This window comes from Paucibacter sp. JuS9 (assembly GCF_044043925.2).
Lineage (GTDB): Bacteria > Pseudomonadota > Gammaproteobacteria > Burkholderiales > Burkholderiaceae_C > JAUASW01.
The window spans coordinates 221147-245611 of the sequence record NZ_CP194172.1 but is presented as its reverse complement, the minus strand read 5'-3'; the positions used below and the strand labels follow the sequence as shown (position 1 = coordinate 245611).

Sequence of the window (24465 nt, the reverse complement as noted above, 5' to 3'; positions counted from 1 at the left end):
GCGGCTTAGCGGCTGGCAGCAGCAGGTGCGGCGGGTGCAGCAGGCGCGGAGCCGGCAGGCGACCAAGGCACCGGCTTGACCGGTGCGCCGGGCACGAACATCTTCTGGAAGCCGTCGGCAATCACTTGCTCGCCCGGCTTCAGGCCATCGACCACCAGCCATTGGTTGCCCTGGGCGGCGCTGATCTTGACCTGGCGCGGCGTGGGCTTGCTGTCGGCACCCACCACCAGCACGGTGTCGCCGCTGGCGGCGCGGGTCACGGCCTGCTGTGGCAAGAGGATGCCGGCCGGCACTTCGGCTTGTGAGAGGCGCACGCGCACATACTGGCCGGGCAGGAGGCTGCCGTCGGCGTTCGGCACTTCGGCGCGCAGTTGCACCTGGCCGGAGCTGGCATCGACGCTCAGGTCGGTGAACAGGAGCTTGCCGGGCTTGGCCATCTCGGTGCCGTCGTCCAGCACCACGCGCACTTGCGTCGCGGTGGCGCCGGCACCGCGCACCGAGCCCTTGGCCATGGCGCGGCGCAGTTGCTGCACTTCATTCGCGGACTGGGTGAAGTTCACATAGACGGCCGAGGTCTGCTGGATCAGGGCCAGCTGCGTGGCTTCGGCAGCGCTGACCAACTGGCCTTCGCTCACCAGCGCGCGGCCGATGCGGCCGGAGATCGGTGCGGTGACGTGGGCGTAGTCCACGTTCAGCCGGGCGCTGGTCACGGCGGCCTTGGCGGCCGCGACGTCAGCTTCGGCAGCCTTGGCAGCGGCCACGCTCACCACATATTCCTGCTGGCTGATGGCACGCGCCTCGACCAGGGGCTTGTTGCGATCCGCTTGCGCCGCTGCCTGGTTCAGATTGGCTTGCGCCTTGGCCAGATTTGCTTGAGCGCTCTCAAGCGCGGCCTGATAGGGAGCGGCATCAATCTGGAACAGGGCCTGGCCGGCCTTGACCTCGGCACCTTCGGTGAACAGGCGCTTCAGGACCACGCCATTGACGCGGGCACGGACCTGGGCGGTACGGATCGCCTCGACCCGGCCGGGAAGCTCGGTCTGCAGCGCCACGGGCTGCAGGGCGGTGGTGACAACACCAACCGCCGGCGGCGGCATGCCGCCCGGACCACCCTGCGCCTGGGCATTGCCGCCACCGCAGCCGGTCAGGGCCGCGGCAACCGCGACGACCAGGGGCAGGAGATAGAGGGCCTGCGCGCGCAGGCTGAGGGCTTGTTGGGGAACGCTTCTGGCTTGCATGATGTTCTTGCTGTCCTGAGCTAGGGGCTTCTTGATGACGGTCACGATGACGACGGGCAGGCCTCGCCAGTTTCGACAAGGTCTTGATTCGGGTCTAGGGTTGGCCCGGAGTATATACATACATTCGCGTATGTATGTAAACCCCTTTAGAATGCAGGCCCATGGCACGGAAGACCAAACAGGAAGCGCAGGAAACGCGCGCCAGCATCCTCGATGCGGCGGAGCGCTTGTTCCATGCCCGCGGCGTGGCCAGCACCTCCTTGCAGCACATTGCCGAAGAGGCCCAGGTCACCCGTGGCGCCATCTACTGGCACTTCAAGGACAAGGCCGAGCTCTTCGAAGCCATGATGGACCGCGCCACCATGCCGCTGGAAGAAGGCATGCAGCCCTCGCTCGCCTTTCCGGGAGAAGCCGTGTTGAGCCTCGCCGAGCTGCGCTGGGGCCTGGTCAATGTGTTCTTCTCGGCGATGCACAACGAGCGCACGCGCCGGGTGTTCGAGATCGCCATGACCAAGGTCGAGTACAGCGGCGAGATGCAGGCCTTGCAGGAACGCAAGCTCAGCGCCCACCGCGACTGGCGCGCCCAGAATCGCAGCGCCTTCGAGCAGGCCATCGCGGCGGGGCAATTGCCAGCGGGCACCAACAGCGATGTCGCGGCCATTGCCCTGGTTGCCCTGGTCGACGGCCTGCTGCATCAATGGATTCTGGAGCCCGGCGCCTTCGACCTGGTGGCCGTGGGCCAGGCGTCGGTCGAGGGTTTCCTGACCAGCCTGGCCAAGCGAAGCGGCCCGTTGCTGCCTCCCTTGACAGCGGAAGAGACCGCCCGCCTGGGCCAGCAGGGCCTGTGCCGGCGCAGCGTCGCGTCGAATTAATCACTGGCTGTCCGGACGGCATTGACAGATCCTTGCCCGGGTTTGCCCGAGGTCAAGGACAATAGCGGGTTACGCGAAAGAAGCACGCCGTGTCCGCACATCCCGCCATCCAACCGCCCAAGCCCTCGAAAGCCCTGACCGCCTACCGCCCCTTCTGGGCCAAGCGCTTCGGGCCGGCGCCGTTCCTGCCCATGAGCCGGGCAGAAATGGAGCAACTCGGCTGGGACAGCTGCGACATCATCATCGTCACCGGCGATGCCTATGTGGACCATCCGAGCTTCGGCATGGCCGTGATCGGCCGCACGCTGGAGGCCCAGGGTTTCCGCGTCGGCATCATTGCCCAGCCCGACTGGCAGAGCGCCGAGCCCTTCAAGGCGCTGGGCAAGCCGAATCTGTTCTTCGGTGTCGCCGCCGGCAATATGGATTCGATGATCAACCGCTACACGGCGGACCGCAAGATCCGCAGCGACGACGCCTACACGCCCGGCGGCGAAGGCGGCAAGCGGCCGGATCGGGCGACGCTGGTCTACACGCAGCGCTGCAAGGAAGCTTACGCTTCCGTGCCCATCGTCATCGGCGGCATCGAAGCCTCACTGCGCCGCATCGCGCATTACGACTACTGGCAGGACAAGGTCCGCCGCTCCATCCTCGTGGACGCCAAGGCCGACCTGCTGGTCTACGGCAATGCCGAGCGCGCCATCATCGAGATCGCGCACCGCCTGGCTGCCCGCAAGCCCATCGAGAGCATCACCGATGTTCGCGGCACCGCCTTCATGCGCCGCACCGACGACGCGACCTCGCATGAATGGTTCCAGCTCGACTCGACGACGGTGGACACCCCGGGCCGCATCGACGACCTGATCAGCCCCTACCAGACCATCGAAGAGACGGCAGCCGACCAGGGCGCTTCCTGCTCGAAGAACGAGGCTGGCGACAACACCGGCACCCTGCCTGACGGCTCCAAGCCGATCACCATCCACCGCACCGGCAAGATCGCCCTGCCGCCGCGCGAAAAGACCGTGATCCGCCTGCCCGCGTACGAGCAGGTCAAGAGCGACCCGGTGCTCTACGCCCACGCCAACCGCGTGCTGCATCTCGAGACCAACCCCGGCAACGCCCGCGCGCTGGTACAGAAGCATGGCGACCGCGACCTCTGGATCAACCCGCCGCCGATCCCGCTCTCGACCGACGAGATGGACCACGTCTTCGACCTGCCCTACGCCCGCTCGCCACACCCGAGCTATGCGGACGAAGCCGGCAGCCATGAAGGCGCGACCAAGATCCCGGCCTGGGAAATGATCCGCTTCAGCGTGAACATCATGCGCGGCTGCTTTGGCGGCTGCACCTTCTGCTCGATCACCGAGCATGAAGGCCGCATCATCCAGAGCCGCAGCGAAGACTCCGTGATCCGCGAGATCGAGGAGATGCGCGACAAGGTCAAGGGCTTCACCGGCGTGGTCTCCGACCTCGGCGGCCCGACGGCCAACATGTACCGCATCGGCTGCAAGAGCCCGGAGATCGAGGCCGCCTGCCGCAAGCCGAGCTGTGTCTATCCGGGCATCTGCCCCAATCTCAACACCAACCACGATCCGCTGATCAAGATGTACCGCCGCGCGCGGGCCTTGAAGGGCGTCAAGAAGATCCTGATCGGCTCGGGCCTGCGCTACGACCTGGCGATCAAGAGCCCCGAGTACATCAAGGAGCTGGTCACCCACCACGTGGGCGGCTACCTGAAGATTGCGCCCGAGCACACCGAGGGCGGCCCACTCTCGAAGATGATGAAGCCGGGCATCGGCACCTACGACAAGTTCAAGCAGTTGTTCGAGCAGGCCAGCGAGGCCGCGGGCAAGAAGCAGTACCTGATTCCCTACTTCATCGCCGCACACCCAGGCACCTCGGACGAGGACATGATGAACCTGGCGATCTGGCTCAAGCGCAACGGCTTCCGCGCCGACCAGGTGCAGACCTTCTACCCGAGCCCCATGGCCACGGCCACGGCCATGTACCACTCGAACAAGAACCCCTTGAGGAAAGTCACACGCGACAGCGAGACCGTGGACATCGTCCGCGGCGACCGCCGCCGCCGTCTGCACAAGGCCTTCCTGCGCTATCACGATGCCAACAACTGGCCGCTGCTGCGCGAGGCCTTGAAGGCCATGGGCCGGTCAGACCTGATCGGCAACGGCAAGCACCACCTGATTCCGACCTATCAACCGACGACCGACGGCGCGTACGAGAGCGCGCGCCGCAAGAACTCGACCGTGGCTGGCTCATCGGCCAAGCCCACGGTCGCGAAGGTTCCGGGCAAAGCCTCCATGCAGCCCTCGCGCCCACCGCGCGGCCGCATGCTGACCTCGCACACGGGCCTGCCTCCACGGGAGACGGGCAGCGCCAGCCGCCCCGCAGCCGTACGCGGCAAAAAGTCTCGTTGACTCCGACCGCCGCGCGCCAAGCGTCGCGGCCTGCCTACACCTGTCCCATCAAAGCCGGGGCTTCGCCGCATGATTTGCACTTTCATGCGGGCAAGCCCTCAACCCGCAAGCCCAGCTTCCCGCATATCGTCTATAACCACGAAATCGCCAATAGCCTGGCCTGAAACCTCAGGGCCGGGAACAGACAGCAGTCTCGACTCGAGCAGGGTCGACAACGGTAAGCCTCATGTCCGATCAACAAAGCAGCGAGATCACTGAGAGTCCTGGCGATGACGATGTGCTCGAGTTCCTGGAAGGGGACGACGCGGCGGCGGCAGAAGCATCGGCCCACCCCTGGCGGGTACTGATCGTTGATGACGACAGCGACGTGCACAAGGCCACCGAGCTGGCCATGCAAGGCCTGCAGATCGAAGGCCGCCCGCTGCAATTTCTCCATGCCAGTTCGGCCGCCCAGGCGCGCGACCTGATGTCGCGCGAGCGCGACCTGGCGGTCGTCCTGCTCGACGTGGTGATGGAGAGCGAGGACGCCGGCCTGCAGCTGGTGCGCTGCATTCGCCATGACCTGGACCAGCACGCGGTGCGAATCGTCCTGCGCACCGGCCAGCCCGGCTATGCGCCCGAGATCGAGACGGTGCGGGCCTTTGACATCAATGACTACAAGACCAAGTCGGAGCTGACCCGCACCCGGCTCTACACGGTGCTGACCGCGGCCATCCGCTCGTACCGCCAGATCCAGGCGCTGGAGTCGGCGCGCCACGGCCTGGAGATGATCGTGCAGGCCAGCACCGAGCTGAGCCGCCTGCGCGGGCTGTCTCACTTCGCCGATGGCGTGCTGAGCCAGATCTGCCAGGTCCTGGGCGTGCTGCCGGCCGGCCTGGTCTGCGCGCAGATGAATGAAGACGCTGGCGGGCCCTGGCGTGTGGTGGCCTCGGCCGGCCAGTACGCCAGCATGATCGACATGGCCTTGAAAGAGGTGCCCGTCGTCGAGGTGCGCGAGCGCGTGCAGCTGTGCGTCAAGCAGCGCGAAACCCTGGAAGGCGACAGCCTGTGCCTCTACTTCGGCGGCGCCAGCGGCCGCGGCATGGTGGCGCTGATCGAACTGCCCCGCCAGCTCGACCAGGTCGAACGCCAGCTCTTGCGCGCGTTCTCGGCCAACATCATCACAGGCCTGGAAAACGTGCTGCTCTACAGCCAGCTGATGGACCAGGCCTACAACGACCAGCTGCTGCGCCTGCCCAACCGCACCCGCTTCATCGAACTGATGGAGCGCAACCTCAAGGACCCGGTGGGCATCTGCCTGGCTCTGATCGACATCGACGACTTCTCCGACATCAACGACGCCTTCGGCCACCACTTCGGTGACCAGGTGCTGCAGGCCGTGGTGGCACGCCTGTCGGAGTCGCTGGGCCTGAACACCTCGATGGCCCGCGTGGCCGCCGATGCCTTCGGCCTGATGGGCCCGGAAGAAATCGTCAATGGCGATGCGATCACCGGCGTGTTCTTCGAGCCCTTCGAGGTCGATGGCGAAAGGCTGCAGCTCTCGGCCACCACGGGCCTCGTGCGGCTGTCCGAGTCCTCGTCGGTCGGCTCCGAGTTGCTGCTCGACGCCCAGATTGCGCTGAAGCGGGCGAAGCAGCAGCACCGCGGCAGCTCGCAGTATTTCTCGCCGGCCATGGGCACGGACGCGCGCGAGCGCTTCAAGCTGCTCAAGGGCCTGCGCGCCGGCTTCGAAGACAACCGGCTTTTCGTCGTCTACCAGCCGCAGGTCGACATGGAAAGCGGCCGGGCCCTCGGTGCCGAGGCCTTGCTGCGCTGGCGCACCGAAGAAGGCAAGTTTGTGCCGCCCGACCAGTTCATTCCGCTGGCTGAACAGAGCGGCTTGATCGTCAGCATCGGTGAATTCGTGCTGCGCACCGCCTGCCATCAGTTGAAGCGCCTGGAAGAACAAGGCTGGACCGACTTCCGCATGTGCGTGAACATCTCGCTGGCGCAGTTCCGCCATGCCGGCTTCATCGAGACGCTGAACGCGGCGCTGCGCGATACCGAGGTCAATCCGAACAATCTCGAGCTCGAGATCACCGAGTCCATGGCAATGGAAGACGCCGACCTGGTGATGGGCCTGCTCGCCTCGATCAAGCGCACCGGCGCAACGGTGGCCATCGACGATTTCGGTACCGGCTTCTCCTCGCTGAGCCAGCTGCGCCAGCTCGAGGTCGACCGGCTCAAGATTGACCGGGCCTTCGTGCGCGAGGCCCAGGTCTCCAGCGCCGGCTCGACGATTGCACAGATGGTCATCAACCTGGGCCGCAGCCTGGGCCTGCGCGTGATCGCCGAAGGCATCGAAACCGAAGAACAACGCCAGCAGTTGCTGGCCCTGGGCTGCCTGGAAGGTCAGGGCTATCTGTTTGCCCGCCCAGTACCGGCCGACCAGCTGGAGCGCTGGCTGCGCAAAGAGCCGCTCTGAACGCGACGTGCGGAGTTCACGGAACTGGGGCCGCCGTGCTGTCCGAGGCCGAAATGGACATGCCGTGCCACCTGTTTCTTGGACGAGCAACGAACTTCGGGCTTTGACAATCAATTCTTCAATTTGAGCGGACGCCTGCCTTGCCTCTATTCAGCCGTCAACGACAACTCCCCGGCTGGGTCGCCCTTGCGCCCGGGCGCGGCCTGGCCCGCCTGGCTTGTGTTGAAGCCGCGGCTGGCCAGAAGCCTCGACTGAGCTGGGTGGCCGAGCAGGACTGGGCCGACCCTGCAGCCGGCCTGCGCGCGCTCAAGTCGGTGCGCGAGCTGCATCAGCGCCGCGTGGTAGCCGTGCTGGAACGCAGCCAGTACCAGGTCGTGACCATGGATGCGCCCGATGTGCCACGGCCCGACTGGAAGGACGCCACCCGCTGGCTGCTGCAGGAGCGCGTGGATTTCCCGGTCGATACGGCGGCGCTCGATGTGCTCGAGATTCCTGCCGACGCCGCCCAGCGCCGCAAGCCGGGGCTGATTGCCGTGGCGGCTCCGCGTGCGCATCTGCAGCCCATGGTCACGCAAGCCCAGCAGGCCGGCACACCACTGACAGCCATCGACGTGGCCGAAACTGCCCTGCGCAATATCAGCGGCCTGCTGGAGGAGCCGGGCCGGGGTCAGGCCTTGCTCCATGTCGGCGAAAGCCACAGCAGCCTGGTCGTGACGGCCGGCGGCGAGCTGCTGCTGTCGCGCCAGATGGATGCCAACCTCGCCGGCCTCACGCATGCCGATGCCGACCTGCGCCAGCAAGCCTTCGAGCGCACCAGCCTCGAACTGCAGCGCACGCTGGACGGCTTCGAGCGCAGCTTCACCCAGGTCAGCCTGGCGCGCGTGCTGGTGGCACCGGGCCAGGCGCTGGAAGACTTCATGGCCTATGTGCGCGAGCTGCTCTATGTGCCGGTGCAGACACTGGAGCTGAACCAGGCACTCGACCTCTCGGCCGCGCCGGAGCTGGCCGCCGACCCGCTGATCCAGGCTGCGTACCTGGTCGCCATCGGCGCCACCTTGCGGGGTGAGCCGGCATGAGCATGAGTGTTCAGCACATCAATCTGCTCGATGCGAGCCTGCTGCCGCCCAAGGCGCGCTACACGGCCACCCAGGGACTGATTGGCATCGCCGTGATTTCACTGGGCCTGCTGGCGGCCGGCTTCGCCCTGCGCTGGGCTGCCGCAGAACAGGCCCGCGAGGCCGCAGCCTTGCAGCAGAGCCTGCCGGACATGCAGGCACACGTGACACGACCGCTGCCCTTGCAAGCCACGGCCGATGCACAAGGCCTGCAGTTGAATGCCTTGCGCCAGGAAGAGGCCGCGCTGCATCAATTGCAGCAGGTGCTGAGCAACGGCGGTGCCGGCCGCACCGAAGGCTATGCCGACTATCTGCTGGCCCTGTCGCGCCAGGGTGCGAAGGGCGGCAACGCCTTGTGGATCACCGGCTTCAAGGTGCTGCCCGATGGTCAGCTGGAGTTGCAGGGCCGCATGAGCGACGCCCGCGCCCTGCCCGACTACCTGCGCCGCCTGAATGAAGAGTCGTTGTTCCGGGGCCGCAGCTTTGCGCAGTTGAGCGTCAAGGCCGGTGAGTCCTTCAGCGAGTTCCTCCTGCTGGCCACCGCCGGCACCGAGGGAGCGAAACAATGATCGCGAAGATCAAGGCCTGGCGCGAGCGCTTCGATGCGCGGCCGCAGCGCGAGCGCCTCCTGATGCTGGGTGCGGCCCTGGCCGTGCTGGTTCTGGCGGCCGACTCGATCTGGCTGACGCCGGCCTACCGCGAATGGAAAGCCCAGGCCGAGCAACACCGCCTGGCGGCCGCGGCGGTGGCCCAGCTGCGCGAGGCCTCGAGCCAGCGCCAGCGCCAGCTTGAAGAGCTGGTGCAAGGCCAGCGGCGCGAGCTGCAGGACTGGCAGCAGCGCCTGCGCACGGCTGAAGCCAAGCTGGCCGAGCGCGGTGGCCAATTGGTCCATGCCAACGAGATGGTCGGCGTGCTTGACGCGGTGATACGCCAGAACGCCGGGCTCAAGCTGCGCAGCATGCAGAACCTGGCGCGTACCGAGCTCAACACCGGCAGTGGCGCCACACCCCTCTATCGCCACGGCGTCGAGCTGGTGGTCGAAGGCAGCTATGGCGAACTGCTCGCCTATATGCAAGCCTTGCAGGCCCTGCCGCAACGCCTGCTATGGGGTGGCATGAGCCTCAACGCCGAACAGCATCCGCGCCTGGCGCTGACACTGCGCGTCTACACCCTGAGCCAGGACAAGCAATGGCTGGAACTCTGATGAACAAGGCCAGCCTCCTGCTGATCCTGCTCGGCGCGCTTGGGCAAGCCCAGGCCCAGGCTTTGCTGGCCGACCCCACGCGCCCGCCCGCCGCCCTGGCTGCCAGCGCACCAGCCACCAATGCCAAGCCGGCTTCGGCGCCTGTCGCGCCAAAGGCGCCCGAACTGCAGGCGCTGCGCCTGGGCAAGGACCTGCCGCCGCTGGCGCTGATCGACGACAAGCTGGTCCGCATCGGTGACCGCGTCGGCGAAGCCAGCGTGCTGGCCATCAGCGAGGAAGGCGTGCTGATGCGCGTCGGCCGAGGCCCCGATCAATGGCTCCGCCTGAATCCCGGTGTGCGCAAGTCAAGCGCCACCAAGGAGAACAAATGAAAAAGAAGACAAGCCTGCTGAGCGCTGCTCTGGCCCTGAGCCTGCTGGTCACGAGCCCGCAGGTGCTCGCGGCAGACCCGGAGCCCCGCTTCGACCTCTCCATCAGCAACGCGCCGGCCGCGCAGGTGTTCTCGCAACTGGGCGCCGGCACCGGCTACAACATCCTGATCTCGCCCGAGCTGAGCGGCCAGGTCTCGATCACGCTGCGCGACACCACGGTGCTGGAGGCGCTGGAAAGCCTGCGCGAGCTCTATGGCTACGACTTCCGTGTGGCCGGCAAGCGCATCTTTGTGCAGCCCAACACCGTGCAGACGCGGCTGTTCAAGATCAACTACCTGCCCGGCCGCCGCCAGGGCGCCAGCGATCTGCGCGTGACCTCCAGCGCCATCACCGTGGCGCAGACCGGGCAGAACGGCCAGAACGGCCAGCAGGGCAACAACCAGTCGAACGGCAATGGCGGCAACAACGGCCAGCAAGGCCAGCGCCAGGACGACAGCGCCCATGTGCGGACGACGTCGGACGCCGACTTCTGGCGCGAGGTGCAGAACTCCTTGAACGCGCTGGTCGGTACCGCTGACAAGCGCAGCGTGGTCCTGAATCCGTCTGCCGGCGTGATCGTCGTGCGCGCCACGCCGATGGAGCTGCGCCAGGTCGAGCAGTACCTGAAGGCGATCCAGCTGAGCATCGAACGCCAGGTGATGCTGGAAGCCAAGATCATCGAGGTCGAGCTCAACGAAGACGCGCAGGCCGGCGTCAACTGGAACGCATTCGCCAGCAGCCTGCTCGACGGTCGGCTGCGCGCCACCATCGGCGTTGGCGCGCCGGGCGTCACGCTCAACAGCAGCGGCGCCTTCAGCGACGGTGCGGGCAACCAGGTGACGGCCGGCGGCACGGTCCAGACCAGCGCCATCGGCAAGGGCTTCTATGGCCTGGCCTTGCAGACCAGGAACTTCTCCTCGCTGCTGAACTTCCTCGAGTCACAGGGCAAGGCCCATGTGCTGTCCAGCCCGCGCATCGCCACGCTGAACAACCAGAAAGCCGTGCTCAAGGTCGGTACCGACGAGCTCTTCGTCACCGGCCTGACCACGACGACGACGCAGACCGGCACCAACAGCAACAGCGTGCCTTCGCCGTCGCTCACGCTGACGCCCTTCTTCAGCGGCATCGCACTGGACGTGACGCCGCAGATCGATGAAGACGGCAATGTGATGCTGCATGTGCATCCGGCCATCAGCACCGTGACCGAGCGCACCAAGAACCTGGACCTGGGCACGCTGGGCTCCTTCCGCCTGCCGCTGGCTTCGTCCTCGGTGAACGAAACCGATTCCATCGTGCGCGTGCGCGATGGCCAGATCGTGGCCATCGGCGGCCTGATGCAGCAGGTCACCACGACCGACCGCGCCGGCCTGCCGCTCGTCTCCAAGATCCCACTGCTTGGCGGCCTGTTCCGCCAGAGTGCCGATGTCAACAAGAAGCGCGAACTGGTGATCCTGATGAAGCCGACCATCATCTCGGCCGATGGCCAAGGCTGGCCTGAATCCACCCTGACCGCGCCCGAAGCCCCGAAGAGCAACTGAAGATGGCAAGACCAGAACGAGTCCGCCTCGGCGACCTGCTGGTCCAGCAGGCCCTGATCACGGCCGAGCAGTTGAATGAAGCGCTGGCCGACCAGCGCAGCAGCGGCCGCAAGCTGGGCCGCGTCATCATCGACAACGGCTGGGTCACCGAAGAGCAGATCGCGCAGGCGCTGGGCAAGCAGTTGCGCATCCCCTTCGTCGACCTGGCCCGTCGCACGGTGCGGCCCGAGATCGCGCGCCTGCTTCCCGAGGTGCAGGCCCGCCGCCTGCGCGCCCTGCCACTGCAGGAAAGCGGTGGCGTGGTGATGGTCGGCATGGCCGACCCCAGCGACATCAATGCCTATGACGAGCTGACACGCCTGATCAAGCGCGAGTTCGACCTCGTTGTGGTGGCCGAAACGCCCTTGCTTGCCGCCATGGATGCGGCCTACCAGGGCGCGGGCGAAATTGCCGGCCTGGCCAAGCAGCTCGGCAGCGAGCTGGCCAGCGTCGAGGTGGACCTCGGCGACCTGCTCGGCTTGAACGCGACGGGCGCTGAAGACGCACCGGTTGTGCGGCTGCTGCTGTCGATGTTCGAGGAAGCGCTGCGCGTGCGCGCCTCCGACATCCACATCGAGCCGCAGGAAAAAAGCCTGCGCATCCGCTACCGCATCGACGGCGTGCTGCATGTGCAGACCGAGTCTGACCCCAAGATTGCCGGCGCCGTGGCCTTGCGGCTCAAGCTGATGTCGGGCCTCGACATCTCCGAGCGCCGCCTGCCGCAGGACGGCCGCTTCGCCGTCAAGCTCAAGAGCGGCGCGGTGGACGTGCGCCTTTCGACCATGCCCACGCAGTACGGCGAGTCGGTGGTCATGCGTCTGCTCAGCCAGAGCGGCGGCCTCTTGAGCCTGCCGGCCCTGAACCTGCCGCCGCATGTGGCGCAGGCCATCCATCGGGCCATCCACAAGCCCAGCGGCATGGTGCTGGTCACCGGCCCCACCGGCAGCGGCAAGACCACCACGCTGTATGCGGCGCTGAACGAGCTCAACAGCACCGGCCGCAAGATCATCACCGTGGAAGACCCGGTCGAGTACCGGCTGCCCGGCATCAACCAGGTGCAGGTGATGGAGAAGATCGACCTGAGCTTTGGCCGCGTGCTGCGCGCGGCCCTGCGCCAGGATCCGGACATCATCCTGGTCGGCGAAATGCGCGACCTTGAAACGGCCGAGATCGGCCTGCGCGCCGCCATGACCGGCCACATGGTGCTGTCCACCTTGCACACGAACGATGCGGCTTCGACGCCGGTGCGCCTGATCGACATGGGCGTGCCGCACTTCATGGTGGCCACCTCCTTGCAACTGGTGCTGGCGCAGCGCCTGGTGCGCGTGCTGTGCCCGCATTGCGCCACGCCCTACCGGCCCGACGCGCACGAGATGGCCTGGCTGCGCGCGCTCTCCGGCGAGGCCGAGCCCGACATCTCGGGCCTGCGACACAGCCCCGGCTGCGCCAAGTGCAACCACACCGGCCACACCGGCCGCATGGGCGTCTATGAGTTCCTGGAGATGGACCGCGACATGATCCAGGCCATCAATCAGGAAGACCCGAACCTGGTGGCCGACGTGGCCCGCGCGCAGATGCAGGGCCGCACGCTCGCGAAGGAAGCGCTGGCCCTGGCGCTGGCCGGTCGCGCCTCGGTGGCCGACGCGATGAGCGTCTCCAGCCAGATGGACTGATTGAACGGGAACAGCAGTCGCCATGCCGCACTTCGCCTACACCGCACGCAGCGGCGCTGACGCGATCAGCGGCGTGCTGGAGGCTGCCAATCCGGGCGAGGTCGCCGAACTCCTGCGCGGCCGCGGCCACATGCCGGTCAGCATCAAGCCGACCGGAAGGCCCAGCAGCAGCGAAGACCTGAGCCTGGCCAAGCTGTTCGAGCGCTGGACCATTCCGCCGGTCGGCACCGTCGACCTAATGCTGATGAGCCGGCAGCTGCACACCTTGCTGCGCTCGGGCGTGCCCATACTGCGCGCGTTGGCCGGGCTGCAGGAATCGGCCACGCACCTGCGCCTCAAGGCCACGCTGCTGGCGCTGCGCCAGAGCCTGGAATCCGGCATCGATTTCTCCACCTCGCTGGCCCAGCATCCCGGCGTGTTCAGCGGCTTCTATGTCGCGCTGGTGCGTGTGGGAGAGATGACCGGCAAGCTCGACGAGGTGCTGCTGCGCCTGTACAGCCATCTGGAGTTCGAGCTCTTCATGAGCCAGCAGGTCAAGGCCGCGCTGCGCTATCCGATGTTCGTCGGCATTGCCATGGCCATCGCCATCGGCGTGATCAACACCATGGTGATCCCGGCCTTTGCCGGCGTGTTCAAGAGCTTCAATGCCGAGCTGCCGCTGGCCACTCGCCTGCTGCTGGGCACGTCCGAGTTCACGATCAAGTACGGCTGGCTGATCGGCATCGCAGCCGTGGTCGCCTTCTTTCTGTGGAGGCGCTGGACCGCGACCGAGGTCGGTCGAGTCTGGTGGGACGAGAAGAAATTGAAGCTCCCGCTGGCCGGCAAGATCGTCAAGAAGGGCATGCTGGCGCGCATGACGCGCTCCCTGAGCCTGTCGCTCAAGGCGGGGGTGCCGGTGGAGCAGGCCTTGACCGTGGTGGCCCAGACGGTGGACAACAAGTTCATGCAGGGCAAGGTCGAGAAGATGCGCGAGAGCGTCGAGCGCGGCGACTCCATCCTGCGCGCGGCGGCGGCCAGCGGCGTGTTCACGCCCGTGGTGCTGCAGATGATTGCGGTCGGCGAGGAAACCGGCGCACTGGACGAGCTGCTCGACGAAGTCGGCTCGCTCTACAGCAACGAGGTGCAGTACGAGCTCAAGACCCTGGGCCAGCAGATCGAGCCCATCCTCATCGTCTTCCTCGGCGTGCTGGTGCTGATCCTGGCGCTGGGCGTGTTCCTGCCGATCTGGGACCTGGGCCGTGTGGCCATGAAGCGATGAGGCATCGGGGGTGTTGAACATTCCCGCCCCGCGGTTCAAGCTCAGCCCTGGGCGGCCGACAACTGACTTGTGCGTTGTGCGAGCGCCATGCCTGCTGCCCTGCCGAGTGAGAACAAGTGCCGCAGCGCCAGCATTTGCAAGCCAGCGTGGCACAGCGAAGCTGGAATTTGCCATCATCACCATCGTGACTGCGGTACTGATCAGCGTGGCCCTGACAAGACTCGGGGACTTGAGCACGCAGGGCAGGCAAGCCAGTCAGGAGTTCAAGCAATCGCAAGAACGCGCCGCATCGGCGCTTGAGCAAGCAGCCTGCGCCACGGCGTCGGCATCCAAGCAGGCGCCGGCATGCGGCGCGTTGAAAAGACAAGGAGTTGAGCCATGAAGACTCGGAAGCGTTCCGCCCAGCAGGGTTTCACGATGATCGAACTGATCGTTGTCATCGTCATTCTTGGCGTGCTGGCGGCCACCGCCCTGCCCAAGTTCTTTGACCTGGGCAGCGAAGCCAAGAGCGCCGCCCTCGCAGGCGTTGCCGGCGCCGCCAACAGCGCCATGTCCTTGAACTACGGCTCCTGCGCGGTCGTGGGCAATGTGGTGACCGCCAACAAGTGCGTGAAGATCCGCAACTGCAATGAAGTGGGCACCGTGCTGCAAGGCGGCCTGCCGACCGGCTACACCGTGGCCGCCGGCCCCATCACCAATATCGGCGACAACCTGGTCTGCACCGTGACGCAGACCAGCACCACGGCCACCGCCAACTTCACCGCCATCGGCGCCGGCACCTGATCCTGACGGACCTGCGTCGACACGGGCTGCTGCGACGCGTCGCAGCAGCCTTGCTCCTGGGCGTCGCAGCCCTGGGGCCCGCCGCCGCGCAGACCTATTTCAGCGCTTCGGCGACCTTCAACTGGATCGACTCCAGCAGCCACAGCAAGGTCGGCTACGCCACCACGCCTCACAAGTTCACCACCGGCTGCACTTCGACGCCGCCGGTGCTGGACGACACGCTGAGCACGCTGATACCGATAGGCTTCACTTTCCGTTTCGGCGCAACCGACTACACCTCGCTGTACATCAACAGCAATGGACGGCTGCAGTTCGGGAACACCAGCTGCGGCGCGGGTACGCAGAGCATCGGCCCGCCACAGACCTACACCAACGTCTATCCCAGTTCGACGGTCAACAACACCATGAAGGTGTTCGGCGTCGACCTCGACCACACCAACCTGGTCGACAAGCCCAACTACCCGTCGGCGGCCAACAAGACGCCCTGCACCAGCAGCGCGACCTGCTATGTCTCGGTGGCCACGCTCGGGACGGCGCCCTCGCGCCAGTTCGTGGTGACCTGGAAGAACGTGCCCGAATGGGTCAACGCCGGCAACACCAGCGGCAGCTTCGACCTGCAAGTCATCCTCAATGAGGACGGCAGCTTCGTCTACCAGTACGGCGCGATCAGCCACGGCGGTACCGGCACAGCCCAGATCGGCTGGCAGCTGAGCACCACCGATTACCAGGTGCTGGCCTTCGGCGCCGCGACCGAGCCTGCGCCCAACACGGCGATCAAGTTCTTCCTGCCCAGGCCTAGCGCCGCCTACTACTTCGACGAGGCGGCCTGGGCTCCAGGAGTCAGCAACCAGGTGGCCGACTCCAGCACGCCCGGCGGCCACCCCGGGACCGCACTGGGCCTGGCGCAGACCGCGGCCAGCGGCAAGGTCTGCCGCGCCGCCAGCATTCCACTCAACACCAGTGCCGGCCAAGTGGATGCCGTGCGCACCGGCGTCAACATCTCCACCGGCGGGCTCAATCTGCAGGGCACCGGCACGATTGCCTTCTGGTACAAGTCCAGCACCGCCTGGAGCGGCAGCGGCGTCGTCGACGCGCAACTGCTCGATGCCTCGGGTGTGGGTGGCGAATGGTTCTACCTGACCAGGAAGGCCTCCGGCGCCCTGGTCTTCACGGTCAAGGACAGCACCGGCGCCAGCCGTTCGGTCACCACCGGGGCCAACGCCTTTGCGGCCGGAACCTGGGTGCATGTCGCGGTCAGCTGGGACTTCAACGGTGCTGCCGGCAGCAACCAGGACAAGCTGCAGGTGTTCGTCAATGGCGCCACGCCGACGGCCAGCGCCTTCACTTCCTCGGGCACCGTCAGCACCGGCGTGGGCCAGCTGCATGTCGGCGACAACCCGCTGGGCGTGGCAGAAAGCAACGGCAGCGTGAACTCGGCCAACGGCCTGATCGACGAGCTGCAGGTCTACAACTATGTGCTGACCAGCACCCAGGTCAGCGTCGCCATGGCCAGCACGCACAGCTGCCCCAGCTATGTGGTGGACCATCTGGAGATCCAGTACGCCGGCGCCAACGGCCTGACCTGCGCGCCCTCCACCCTGACCCTGCGCGCCTGCGCCAATGCCAGTTGCTCCAGCCTGTTCACCGGCGGCTTTGCCGGCACGCTGACCGCTACCGGCACGCCCGCAGTGAGCTGGGACGGCAGCACCGGCAATGGCAGCGGCGCCAGTTTTGCAATTCCCAGCGGCAGCAGCTCGGTCAGCAAGAGCTTCAGCATCGGCACCGCCGGTTTCGTCGACATCAGCGTCGGCGGCCTGTCGCCCAGCCCGACCACCAGCACGCCCACTTGCAATTTCGGATCGCCGAGCTGCCGCTTCACGGTGGCCAATGCGGGCTTCGTGTTCGATGTGCCCGACCATGTGTCCGAAACGCCGCAGACGGTCAGCATCTCTGCGCTGACCAGCGCCGGCGGCAGCTGCGTCACGGCCCTCGCCAGCAAGACCAAGGCCGTGCGCTTTGCCTGTGCGCATGCCAATCCGGGCACGGGCACGATGCCGGTTCGCGTAGGCGGCAAAGCACTCAATGCATCGAACAGCGCGAGCGCTGCCTGCGATGGCACAGGCCAGACGGTCAATCTCGATTTCGACAGTTCCGGCGCGGCTTCGGTCATCGTGCAATACGCCGATGCCGGCAAGCTCAGCCTCTCGGCCAGCTACACAGGCTCAGCCGCCACCGGCGACGCAGGCCTGGTGCTGAACGGCACCGACGATTTCGTCGCCGCGCCGGCGAGCTTCGTGTTCAGCGGGCTGCCGGCCAGCAGCCTGCTGAAGGCGGGTGAGTCCTATCCAGCCACGATCACCGCGATCAACAGCATCAACATGACCACGCCTGGCTTTGGCGCCGAGGCGCCTGCGGCGCTGCCGACTTTTGGCTGGACCCACACCGCACCCACAGGACCCGGCGCCGTCGTCGGCACCGCCACAGGCACGCTGGGCAGTTTCAGCAACGGCAGTGCCAGCACGACCAGCCTGAGCTGGACCGAGGTCGGTGAAGGCCGCTGGACCATCAGCCAGCCCAACTATCTTGGCAGCACGCTGTCGATCAACGGCAGCACCGGGGCCTTGCGTTTCATTCCCGATCATTTCGATGTGACGGTGACGCAAGGCTGCAGCGGCAGCTTCAGCTACTCAGGCCAGCCCTTCACGGTGAAGGTGGTGGCCCGGAACAAGGCCGGCGCGCAGACGAGCAACTACGACGGCGTATCGCTGGCGCCCTTTTTCGCGCGCAATGTGACGCTCAGTGATGGCGGCAGCCCCAGCCTGGGCCTGGGCACTTTCAGCGGCAACCTGATAGCCCAGGGAAGTTTCTCGCTGGGCGTGGCCACGACCACGTCGCCGACCTACAGCTACTCGGTCAAGCAGACCGGCGCCAACACATTGAAGCTTCGCGCCACCGACACCGACGGCGTCAGTTCGGCCGGTGCCGGGACCGAAGGCACGACGCTGCTGCGCAGCGGCCGCCTGCGCTTGTCCAACGGCTTTGGTTCAAAGAGCAGCCCCCTGGGTCTCGCCGTCGAGGCGCAGTACTGGACCGGCAAGAGCTGGATCAAGAACGCGCAGGACAGTTGCACCGTCATCCCGGCATCCGCCATTGCGCGCTTCAATCCGCTGACGCCGACCGGCACCGTCAGTACCGCGATGAACAATACGGCCTCTGCTGTCACGATTGCTGCGGGCGCCGGCACGCTCACGCTGTCAGCGGCCAGCCCCGCCGCTGCAGGCAGCCTGGACGTGGCCATCAACTTGGGCAATGCCACAGCCGACCAGGCATGCTCCAGCATTTCACGCAATCCCAGTACTGCCGCCGCCCGTCCCTGGCTGCGCTCGCAATACGGCAGCGCCGGCGGCTGCGGCAGCGCCTGGGACCGCGACCCGAGCGCCCGCGCCAGCTTCGGCATCTTCTCGCCCGAAACCCGCAAGAACCTGCACACGCGCGAACTGTTCTGAAGCCACCGTGGCGGCGAGAACAAATGCCGGCGAGTTGCGCCAGGCATGCTCGCAACTCGCACAAAACGCCGCCGATTTGACATGATCGGCACCATGCAAGCCCGACAGGTTGCAGCAAGCGCAAGCTCCGCCGCCCGCCCTCCTCGCCAGCGCGCCCGCATCGGCATGCTGGCGCTGCTGACATTGGCGATGCCCGCCTGGGCAACGACGTACAAGGTGGGCACCGCCAGCGCATCGTGCACAAGCCCTACGCACAGCAGCATCTCCGCAGCACTGGCGGCGGCAGGCGGCTCGGGAAGCAATCACACGATCAATATCTGCGCCGGCACCTATGCCGAGAACAATCTCGACATCACTGGCACCGGCCACGCAGGCCTGACGATGCAGTCGGCCAGCGGCGCACTCGACGTCAAGATCTGGCCGGGCAACTGCACCGGCAACAAGCTGATCACGGTCAGCAAGAACAATGTGACGCTCAAGGGCCTGGACCTGCTGGGCCCCAACGGCAACTGCGTCGCGATATCGGGCACCGATGCTGGCAACTTCACTGGCCAGAACTTGAAGATCGATGCGCAGGGGGACGGCATCAAATTCAGCGGTTACTCGCCCGCCCTGATGCTGAGCCAGGTCACCATCACCTCGGCCAAGGGCATGGGCATTGATGCCAGCGGCAGTGGCGACACCGTTACCTTCAGCCGCATCACCGTCACCAGCGCCAAGACCCATGGCATCCATGTGAAGGCGCGCTGGTCCAGCCCGGTATTCACCGACATCGTGATCAATGCGGGTTCGCACGGCATCTACCTGGAAGACTCGCAGAACTCCACGCTGCAGGTGCAGACGCTGGCGCGCAACACGATCAGCGCCGGCAACGATGGCCTGCACTACATCGGCGACACCGGCACCTTCAAGGTCCACGACACCACGCTCTCCGGCGGCACCGACAGTGCCAATGACAACGCAATCCAGGTGCAGAGCAATGTCTGGGGAGCCTGGGAAATCAAGCGGGTCTCCATCAGCGCCTCGCATGGCGGCGCGATCCGGGTGAATGGTGGCGACGCTCCCACGCTGGAAGACCTGGACATCACCTCCGAAAAGGAAGGCATCTATCTCAACGGCTCGCAGAACGCCAGGATCAAGGTCGGCACGCTCAGCAAGAACAAGATCCAGGCCGGCGCTACCGGCATCTTCCTGACCGGCAATGCCGGCACCTTCACGGTCGACAAGACCGAGATCACGGCCGGTTCGGGCTCCAGCCACCATGGCATCCGCGCCAGCAAGACCTGGGGCGCCTGGCAGGTCACGAACAACAAGGTCCTCAGTGCCGGCGGCCACGGCATCTATATCGAAGCCGGCGGCGGCAGCGGCGTTGTCAGCAACAACCATTCGCGCAGCAATGGCAACAATGCGCTGCGCCTGCTCGACGCTCAGGAATGGACCGGCACCCTGATCTCGGGCAACTGCTTCTACGCCAGCACCGGCAGCGACGACGCGTACAACCGTGACCAGAATTCGAGCTACACGGTGAGCGGCGTCGGCAACTTCTGGGGCAGCACCAGCGGCAGCACCGGCTACTCCGAAACCTGCGTGGACGCGAATGCCAATGGCATCTGCGACGTGGCCTACACCGTGCCTGGCAATCCGACGCGCAGCGACACAGCGCCGCTGAAGACAGCCCCATCCAGTTGCGGCGGCTCCACGCCGACCAGCCTGCATCACCTGGAGCTTCAACATGCAAGCGGCAGCGGCATCACCTGCTCGCCGACCTCGATCACCGTGCTGGCCTGCCAGGACGCGAGCTGCAGCACGCTCTATACCGACGGTGTCAGCGGATCCTTGAGCGCGGGCAGCGGCGCGACCGTGACCTGGCCTTCGGGCAGCGGCTTCACGATCGGTTCCGGCGCCAGCTCGACCACCGTGGCCATGCAGATGACCACGGTCGGATCTGCCCTGCTCGGTGCCAGCACCAGCACGCCAACAGCCGCCGCGGCCACCAGCTGCAACTTCGGCAGCCCCTCCTGCACCTTCAGTGCCGTCGATTCCGGCTTCATCTTCGATGTGCCAAACCATGTCGCAGAGAACTCGCAGACGGTTAGCATCAGCGCCGTGCGCAAATCCGACTCCAGCCTGGCATGCACGCCGGCCTTTGCCAGCGTCAGCAAGAACATCAAGTTCACTTGCGGCTACGGCAATCCCGGCAGTGGCTTCGTGCCCGCTCGCGTTGCCGGCAAGGCTTTGAACAGCAGCAACAGCATGGCTGCAGCCTGCGACGCGACGGGCCAGACCACGAGCCTCAGCTTCAATGCCAGCGGCGTCGCCAGCTTCAGCCTCCTGTATGCCGATGCAGGCCAGATGACACTGACGGCCAGCTACACCGGCAGCGGCAGCGATGCGGGCCTGGCGATGAGCGGCAGCGACAGCTTCATCGCCGCGCCCAAGGACTTCGCTTTCAGCGCCATCACCGCCGCACCGATCAAGGCCGGCCGCAACTTCTCGGCCACGCTGACGGCGCGCAATAACGCCGGCACAGCCATGGCCAACTTCGGCAGGGAAAGCAGCCCGGCCGCGCCCAGCTTGACGCATTCACGCGTCCTGCCGACCGGCAGTGGCGTCAGCGACGGCATCTTCGCCGGCAGCCTGGGCAGCTTCAGCGCCGGCAGTGCCACCGCCAGCAATCTCGCCTGGACCGAGGTCGGCAAGATCGACCTGACGGCCACGCTGAACAACTACCTGGGCAGCGGCTTCTCAGCCACGGGCAGCACCGGCAGCGCCGGCGCCGTGGGGCCATTCACGCCTGACCATTTCGACGTCACGGTGACGCCGGCCTGCGGCCCGTCCTTCAGCTACGCAGGCCAGCCTTTCACCGTGGCCCTGGCGGCGCGCAATGCGATCAACATGACGACCGTCAACTACGACGGCGGCAGCCGGCTGAGCCCTGCCTATGCCAAGGTGCACACGCTCAGCGATGGCACGGCGCTGGGCCTGGGCAGCTTCGGCAGCACGGCCATCGTCCCCTTGGGCAACTTCGTGCTGGGCCTGGCCACGGTCAACACGCCCGCCTACACCTACACCAGCAAGCTGGGCGCGCCGGCAAGCCTGGTCGTGCGCACGACCGACAGCGATGGCGTCAGCTCGCTGGGCTTCTCCGAAGGCAGCATGCCGCTGCGCAGCGGCCGCCTGCGCATCTCCAATGCCTTCGGCCCGCACGCCACGGCGCTGGCCCTTGCCGTGGAGGCCCAGTACTGGAGCGGCAAGAGCTGGATCAAGAATGCGCAGGACAGCTGCACCAGCATTCCCGCTGCAGCCATCGCGCGCTTCAATCCGCTGACGCCCAGCGGTGCCACGAGCGGCGCGATGAACAACAGCGCATCGGCAATCGCCATCGCCTCGGGCGGCGGCAGCTTGACCCTGTCTGCAGCCAGCCCGGCCGCAGCCGGCAGCCTGGACCTGGCCATCAACCTCGGCAGCAGCACCGCCGACTCGGCGTGCTCCAGCGTGGCACGCCCCGCCAGCACCGGCGCCAACCTGACCTGGCTGCGCTCGCAATACGGCAGTGCCGGCGGCTGCGGCAGCGCCTGGGACCGCGACCCGAGTGCCCGCGCCAGCTTCGGCATCTTCTCGCCCGAGATACGCAAGAACCTCCATGTGCGCGAAATCTTCTAGCAGAGCGCGCGCCCGCGGCTTCACGATTGGCGAGCTGGTGCTGGTGCTGATCATCGTCGGCGTGATGGCCGTGGTGGCCATGCCGCGCCTGGGCACCATGGACGTGGCGGGCGAAGCCTGGCATCAGGACGTGGCCAGCTCGCTGCGCCATGCGCACCACACGGCAGTGGCCGCGCGGCGCCTGGTCTGCGCGAGCGTCAGCACCGGCACGGTCACCCTGACGATTGCCGGCAGCAATCCGGCCAGCGCCTGCAGCAGCACGCTGCGCGGCTACGACGGCGACACCGCCTTCGCCCGCAGCAGCAACGCGCCCGGCACCTCCAGCGCCATCCTCTATTTCCAGCCTTCCGGCCGGGTCACGAGCGACGGCGCCGGCAGCACCGCCAGCAACTTCACCATCGCCATCACAGGCCAGGCCAGTGTCAACGTCGTGGGAGAGACCGGCCATGTGGAATAGCAGGCGCGCGTGCGGTTCACCCGGTTCACCAGGGCGCAGCAGCGGCTTCACGCTGCCGGAGATGCTGCTGGTGATCGTGGTGGTGGGCGTTGGCCTGGCCGGCGTGCTGGTCGCCTTCTCCACGGTGGGCCGCGGCTCCGCCGACCCGGTGCTGCAAAAGCAGATGCTGTCGGTGGCCGAGGAGCTGATGGAGGAGATCCAGTTGCGGCCCTATGCGGTCACCGCCAATGCGGCGCCCGCGGCCTGCGCGCGCAACACCTTCAATGACGTGCGCGACTACAACGGCTACGCCACGAGCAACAAGATTTGCGCCATCGACGGCTCGACGATCGACTCGCTGAACGGCTACTCGGTCAGCATCTCGGTGCAGTCCGTCACCTGGCAGGGCCTGGCCAATACCTTGCAGATCACCATCACCGTCAGCCAGAGCGGGCAGAGCTTTGTGCTGCAGGGCTACCGGACCTTCTACACCTGATGAGCAAGCATGTGATGCGCCAAGCAGGCTCAGTGAATGGCAGCGCCGGCTTCACGCTGGTGGAAATGGTGATCGTCATCGTGATCACCGGCGTGCTGGCGGTGAGCCTCGCCCTCTTCCTGCGCCCGGCACTTGACATCTACCTGAGCAGCAGCACGCGCGCGGCACTGTCCGACGACGCCGATACCGCCCTGCGCCGCCTCTTGCGTGATGTGCGCTCGGCGGTGCCGAACTCGGTCCGCATTCCCAACGACCAATGCCTGGAGCTGGTGCCCAGCACCGGCGGTGGCCGCCTGCGCATGGGGCCCGACCTGGTCAACGACAGCGGCGTGGGCTGCACCCCCGGGGCCACTTGCGCCGCGCCACTGGACCCCAGCCAACCCAGCACGACGCTGGACGTGCTGACGCCGTTCACCAGCCTGCCGGCCGTGGGCGACTACCTGGTGGTCGGCAACCAGAATGGCAATGATGTGTACAGCGGCGTCAACCGCGCTGCCATCACAGCCCTCAGCACGCCGGCGGCCACGCAGGGCAAGCACCGACTGACAATCCCGGCAACGCAGTTCCCACCCGGCTTTGCGAGCGGACGCTTCAGCATCGTCTCGGCCTCCGAGAAGGCGGTGTTCTATGTCTGCAATGGCGGTTCGCTGTGGCGGCTATCGAATTACGGCTTCAACGCCGCGTATCCCTCGTCCTGCCCGAGCGTCGCCACCGCCAGCAAGGTGGCCAGCGGCCTGAGCAGCTGCAGCTTCGTGTATGACCCCAACCCCGGCGCTTCGGCCCAGTTCGGCTATGTGTGGGCGCAGTTCCAGCTCACCCGCAACGGCGAAAGCGCCACCGTCACCGGCGGTGCCCATGTGGTGAACGCACCATGAGCAACAAGCAATCGCAACAGGGCCTGGGCGCCGTGGCCGTGCTGATCATCCTCGTCGTGCTGGCCGGCCTGGCGGCCGCCATCGTCCGGCTGGGCAGCAGCGCGGCTCAGGCCAGCGCCATGGACGTGATGGCAGCACGCGCGCTGCAGGCAGCGCAGGCCGGCACCCAGTGGGGCCTCGCTCAAGCGCTCAACGCCACCGGCTCCTGGACCACCTGCGCCGGCGCCAGCCAGACCCTGGACCTCAGCAGCACGCTCGGTACGCGAGTCACCGTCACCTGCAACTCCACGCTCTACAACGAGGGCGAGAACCCGGCCAGCCCGGGCACCAGCAATACGGTGCGTATCTACACCATCGATGCCGTGGCCTGCAACTCCACGGCCTGCCCAGACAACACGCGCGCGCTTTCTCCCGGCTATGTGGAGCGGCGCAAGGTCGTGCAGGCCAGCAGTTCCTGAGCGGC

At 66.5% G+C, this 24465-nt stretch carries 18 protein-coding genes; 17 read left to right on the top strand and 1 reads right to left on the bottom strand.

Translation table 11 applies throughout. From position 1 onward, the window contains the following. Positions 1-5: 5 nt before the first annotated feature. Positions 6-1238 carry an efflux RND transporter periplasmic adaptor subunit gene (locus tag ABT392_RS01015; protein ID WP_395384341.1) on the bottom strand — a complete coding sequence of 411 codons (1233 nt, stop codon included), beginning with the start codon at positions 1236-1238 and terminating at the stop codon, positions 6-8. Positions 1239-1399: 161 nt separating this feature from the next. On the opposite strand from ABT392_RS01015, the gene ABT392_RS01010 reads away from it, so the two are divergent. The 17 genes from ABT392_RS01010 to ABT392_RS00930 all read left to right on the top strand — a co-directional run bounded on the left by ABT392_RS01010 (position 1400) and on the right by ABT392_RS00930 (position 24460). Continuing rightward, complete coding sequence (locus ABT392_RS01010) at positions 1400-2110, top strand: TetR family transcriptional regulator (protein WP_334279146.1); 711 nt, start codon at positions 1400-1402, stop codon at positions 2108-2110. Positions 2111-2199: 89 nt separating this feature from the next. Beyond that, positions 2200-4542, top strand: coding sequence for a YgiQ family radical SAM protein (locus ABT392_RS01005; RefSeq protein WP_334279147.1), 2343 nt, complete (start codon positions 2200-2202; stop codon positions 4540-4542). Positions 4543-4768: 226 nt separating this feature from the next. Further along, positions 4769-7006 carry a GGDEF/EAL domain-containing response regulator gene (locus ABT392_RS01000; protein WP_334279148.1) on the top strand — a complete coding sequence of 746 codons (2238 nt, stop codon included), beginning with the start codon at positions 4769-4771 and terminating at the stop codon, positions 7004-7006. A 140-nt stretch (positions 7007-7146) separates the two neighbouring features. Continuing rightward, positions 7147-8082: a hypothetical protein gene (locus ABT392_RS00995; RefSeq protein ID WP_395384342.1), complete on the top strand. Its 936-nt coding sequence runs from the start codon at positions 7147-7149 to the stop codon at positions 8080-8082. After that, positions 8079-8690, top strand: coding sequence for a hypothetical protein (locus ABT392_RS00990; RefSeq protein WP_395384343.1), 612 nt, complete (start codon positions 8079-8081; stop codon positions 8688-8690). Before ABT392_RS00995 ends, ABT392_RS00990 begins: the two co-directional genes overlap by 4 nt. After that, on the top strand, positions 8687-9325 hold the full coding sequence (locus ABT392_RS00985; protein ID WP_395384344.1) for a hypothetical protein: 639 nt from the start codon (positions 8687-8689) through the stop codon (positions 9323-9325). Before ABT392_RS00990 ends, ABT392_RS00985 begins: the two co-directional genes overlap by 4 nt. Then, positions 9310-9696 (top strand): MSHA biogenesis protein MshK, encoded by a 387-nt coding sequence (locus ABT392_RS00980; RefSeq protein WP_464970877.1) that lies wholly within the window; start codon positions 9310-9312, stop codon positions 9694-9696. Before ABT392_RS00985 ends, ABT392_RS00980 begins: the two co-directional genes overlap by 16 nt. Beyond that, the gene (gene mshL / locus ABT392_RS00975) at positions 9693-11273 is read left to right on the top strand and encodes a pilus (MSHA type) biogenesis protein MshL (protein ID WP_395384346.1); all 1581 of its coding nucleotides are present in this window, start codon (positions 9693-9695) and stop codon (positions 11271-11273) included. Before ABT392_RS00980 ends, mshL begins: the two co-directional genes overlap by 4 nt. Before the next feature lie 2 nt (positions 11274-11275). After that, entirely contained in the window at positions 11276-12985 is a 1710-nt protein-coding gene (locus tag ABT392_RS00970) for a GspE/PulE family protein (protein ID WP_395384347.1), read from the top strand. 22 nt (positions 12986-13007) lie between these two features. Beyond that, positions 13008-14243: a type II secretion system F family protein gene (locus ABT392_RS00965; protein ID WP_395384348.1), complete on the top strand. Its 1236-nt coding sequence runs from the start codon at positions 13008-13010 to the stop codon at positions 14241-14243. A 378-nt stretch (positions 14244-14621) separates the two neighbouring features. Then, on the top strand, positions 14622-15026 hold the full coding sequence (locus tag ABT392_RS00960; protein ID WP_334279157.1) for a type II secretion system protein: 405 nt from the start codon (positions 14622-14624) through the stop codon (positions 15024-15026). A gap of 50 nt (positions 15027-15076) precedes the next feature. Beyond that, positions 15077-18532 (top strand): DUF6701 domain-containing protein, encoded by a 3456-nt coding sequence (locus tag ABT392_RS00955; RefSeq protein WP_395384350.1) that lies wholly within the window; start codon positions 15077-15079, stop codon positions 18530-18532. Positions 18533-18625: 93 nt separating this feature from the next. Beyond that, positions 18626-22195, top strand: a complete 3570-nt coding sequence (locus ABT392_RS00950) for a DUF6701 domain-containing protein (protein WP_395384351.1) — start codon at positions 18626-18628, stop codon at positions 22193-22195. Next, entirely contained in the window at positions 22176-22652 is a 477-nt protein-coding gene (locus tag ABT392_RS00945; RefSeq protein WP_395384352.1) for a pilus assembly FimT family protein, read from the top strand. The genes ABT392_RS00950 and ABT392_RS00945 overlap by 20 nt, the downstream gene beginning before the upstream one ends. Next, a complete protein-coding gene (locus ABT392_RS00940) occupies positions 22642-23127 on the top strand; it encodes a prepilin-type N-terminal cleavage/methylation domain-containing protein (protein ID WP_334279161.1) in 486 nt (161 codons plus the stop codon). Before ABT392_RS00945 ends, ABT392_RS00940 begins: the two co-directional genes overlap by 11 nt. Further along, complete coding sequence (locus tag ABT392_RS00935) at positions 23127-24002, top strand: type II secretion system protein J (RefSeq protein ID WP_395384353.1); 876 nt, start codon at positions 23127-23129, stop codon at positions 24000-24002. Before ABT392_RS00940 ends, ABT392_RS00935 begins: the two co-directional genes overlap by 1 nt. After that, positions 23999-24460, top strand: coding sequence for an MSHA biogenesis protein MshP (locus ABT392_RS00930; protein ID WP_334279163.1), 462 nt, complete (start codon positions 23999-24001; stop codon positions 24458-24460). The genes ABT392_RS00935 and ABT392_RS00930 overlap by 4 nt, the downstream gene beginning before the upstream one ends. The last annotated feature ends 5 nt before the right edge of the window (positions 24461-24465 follow it).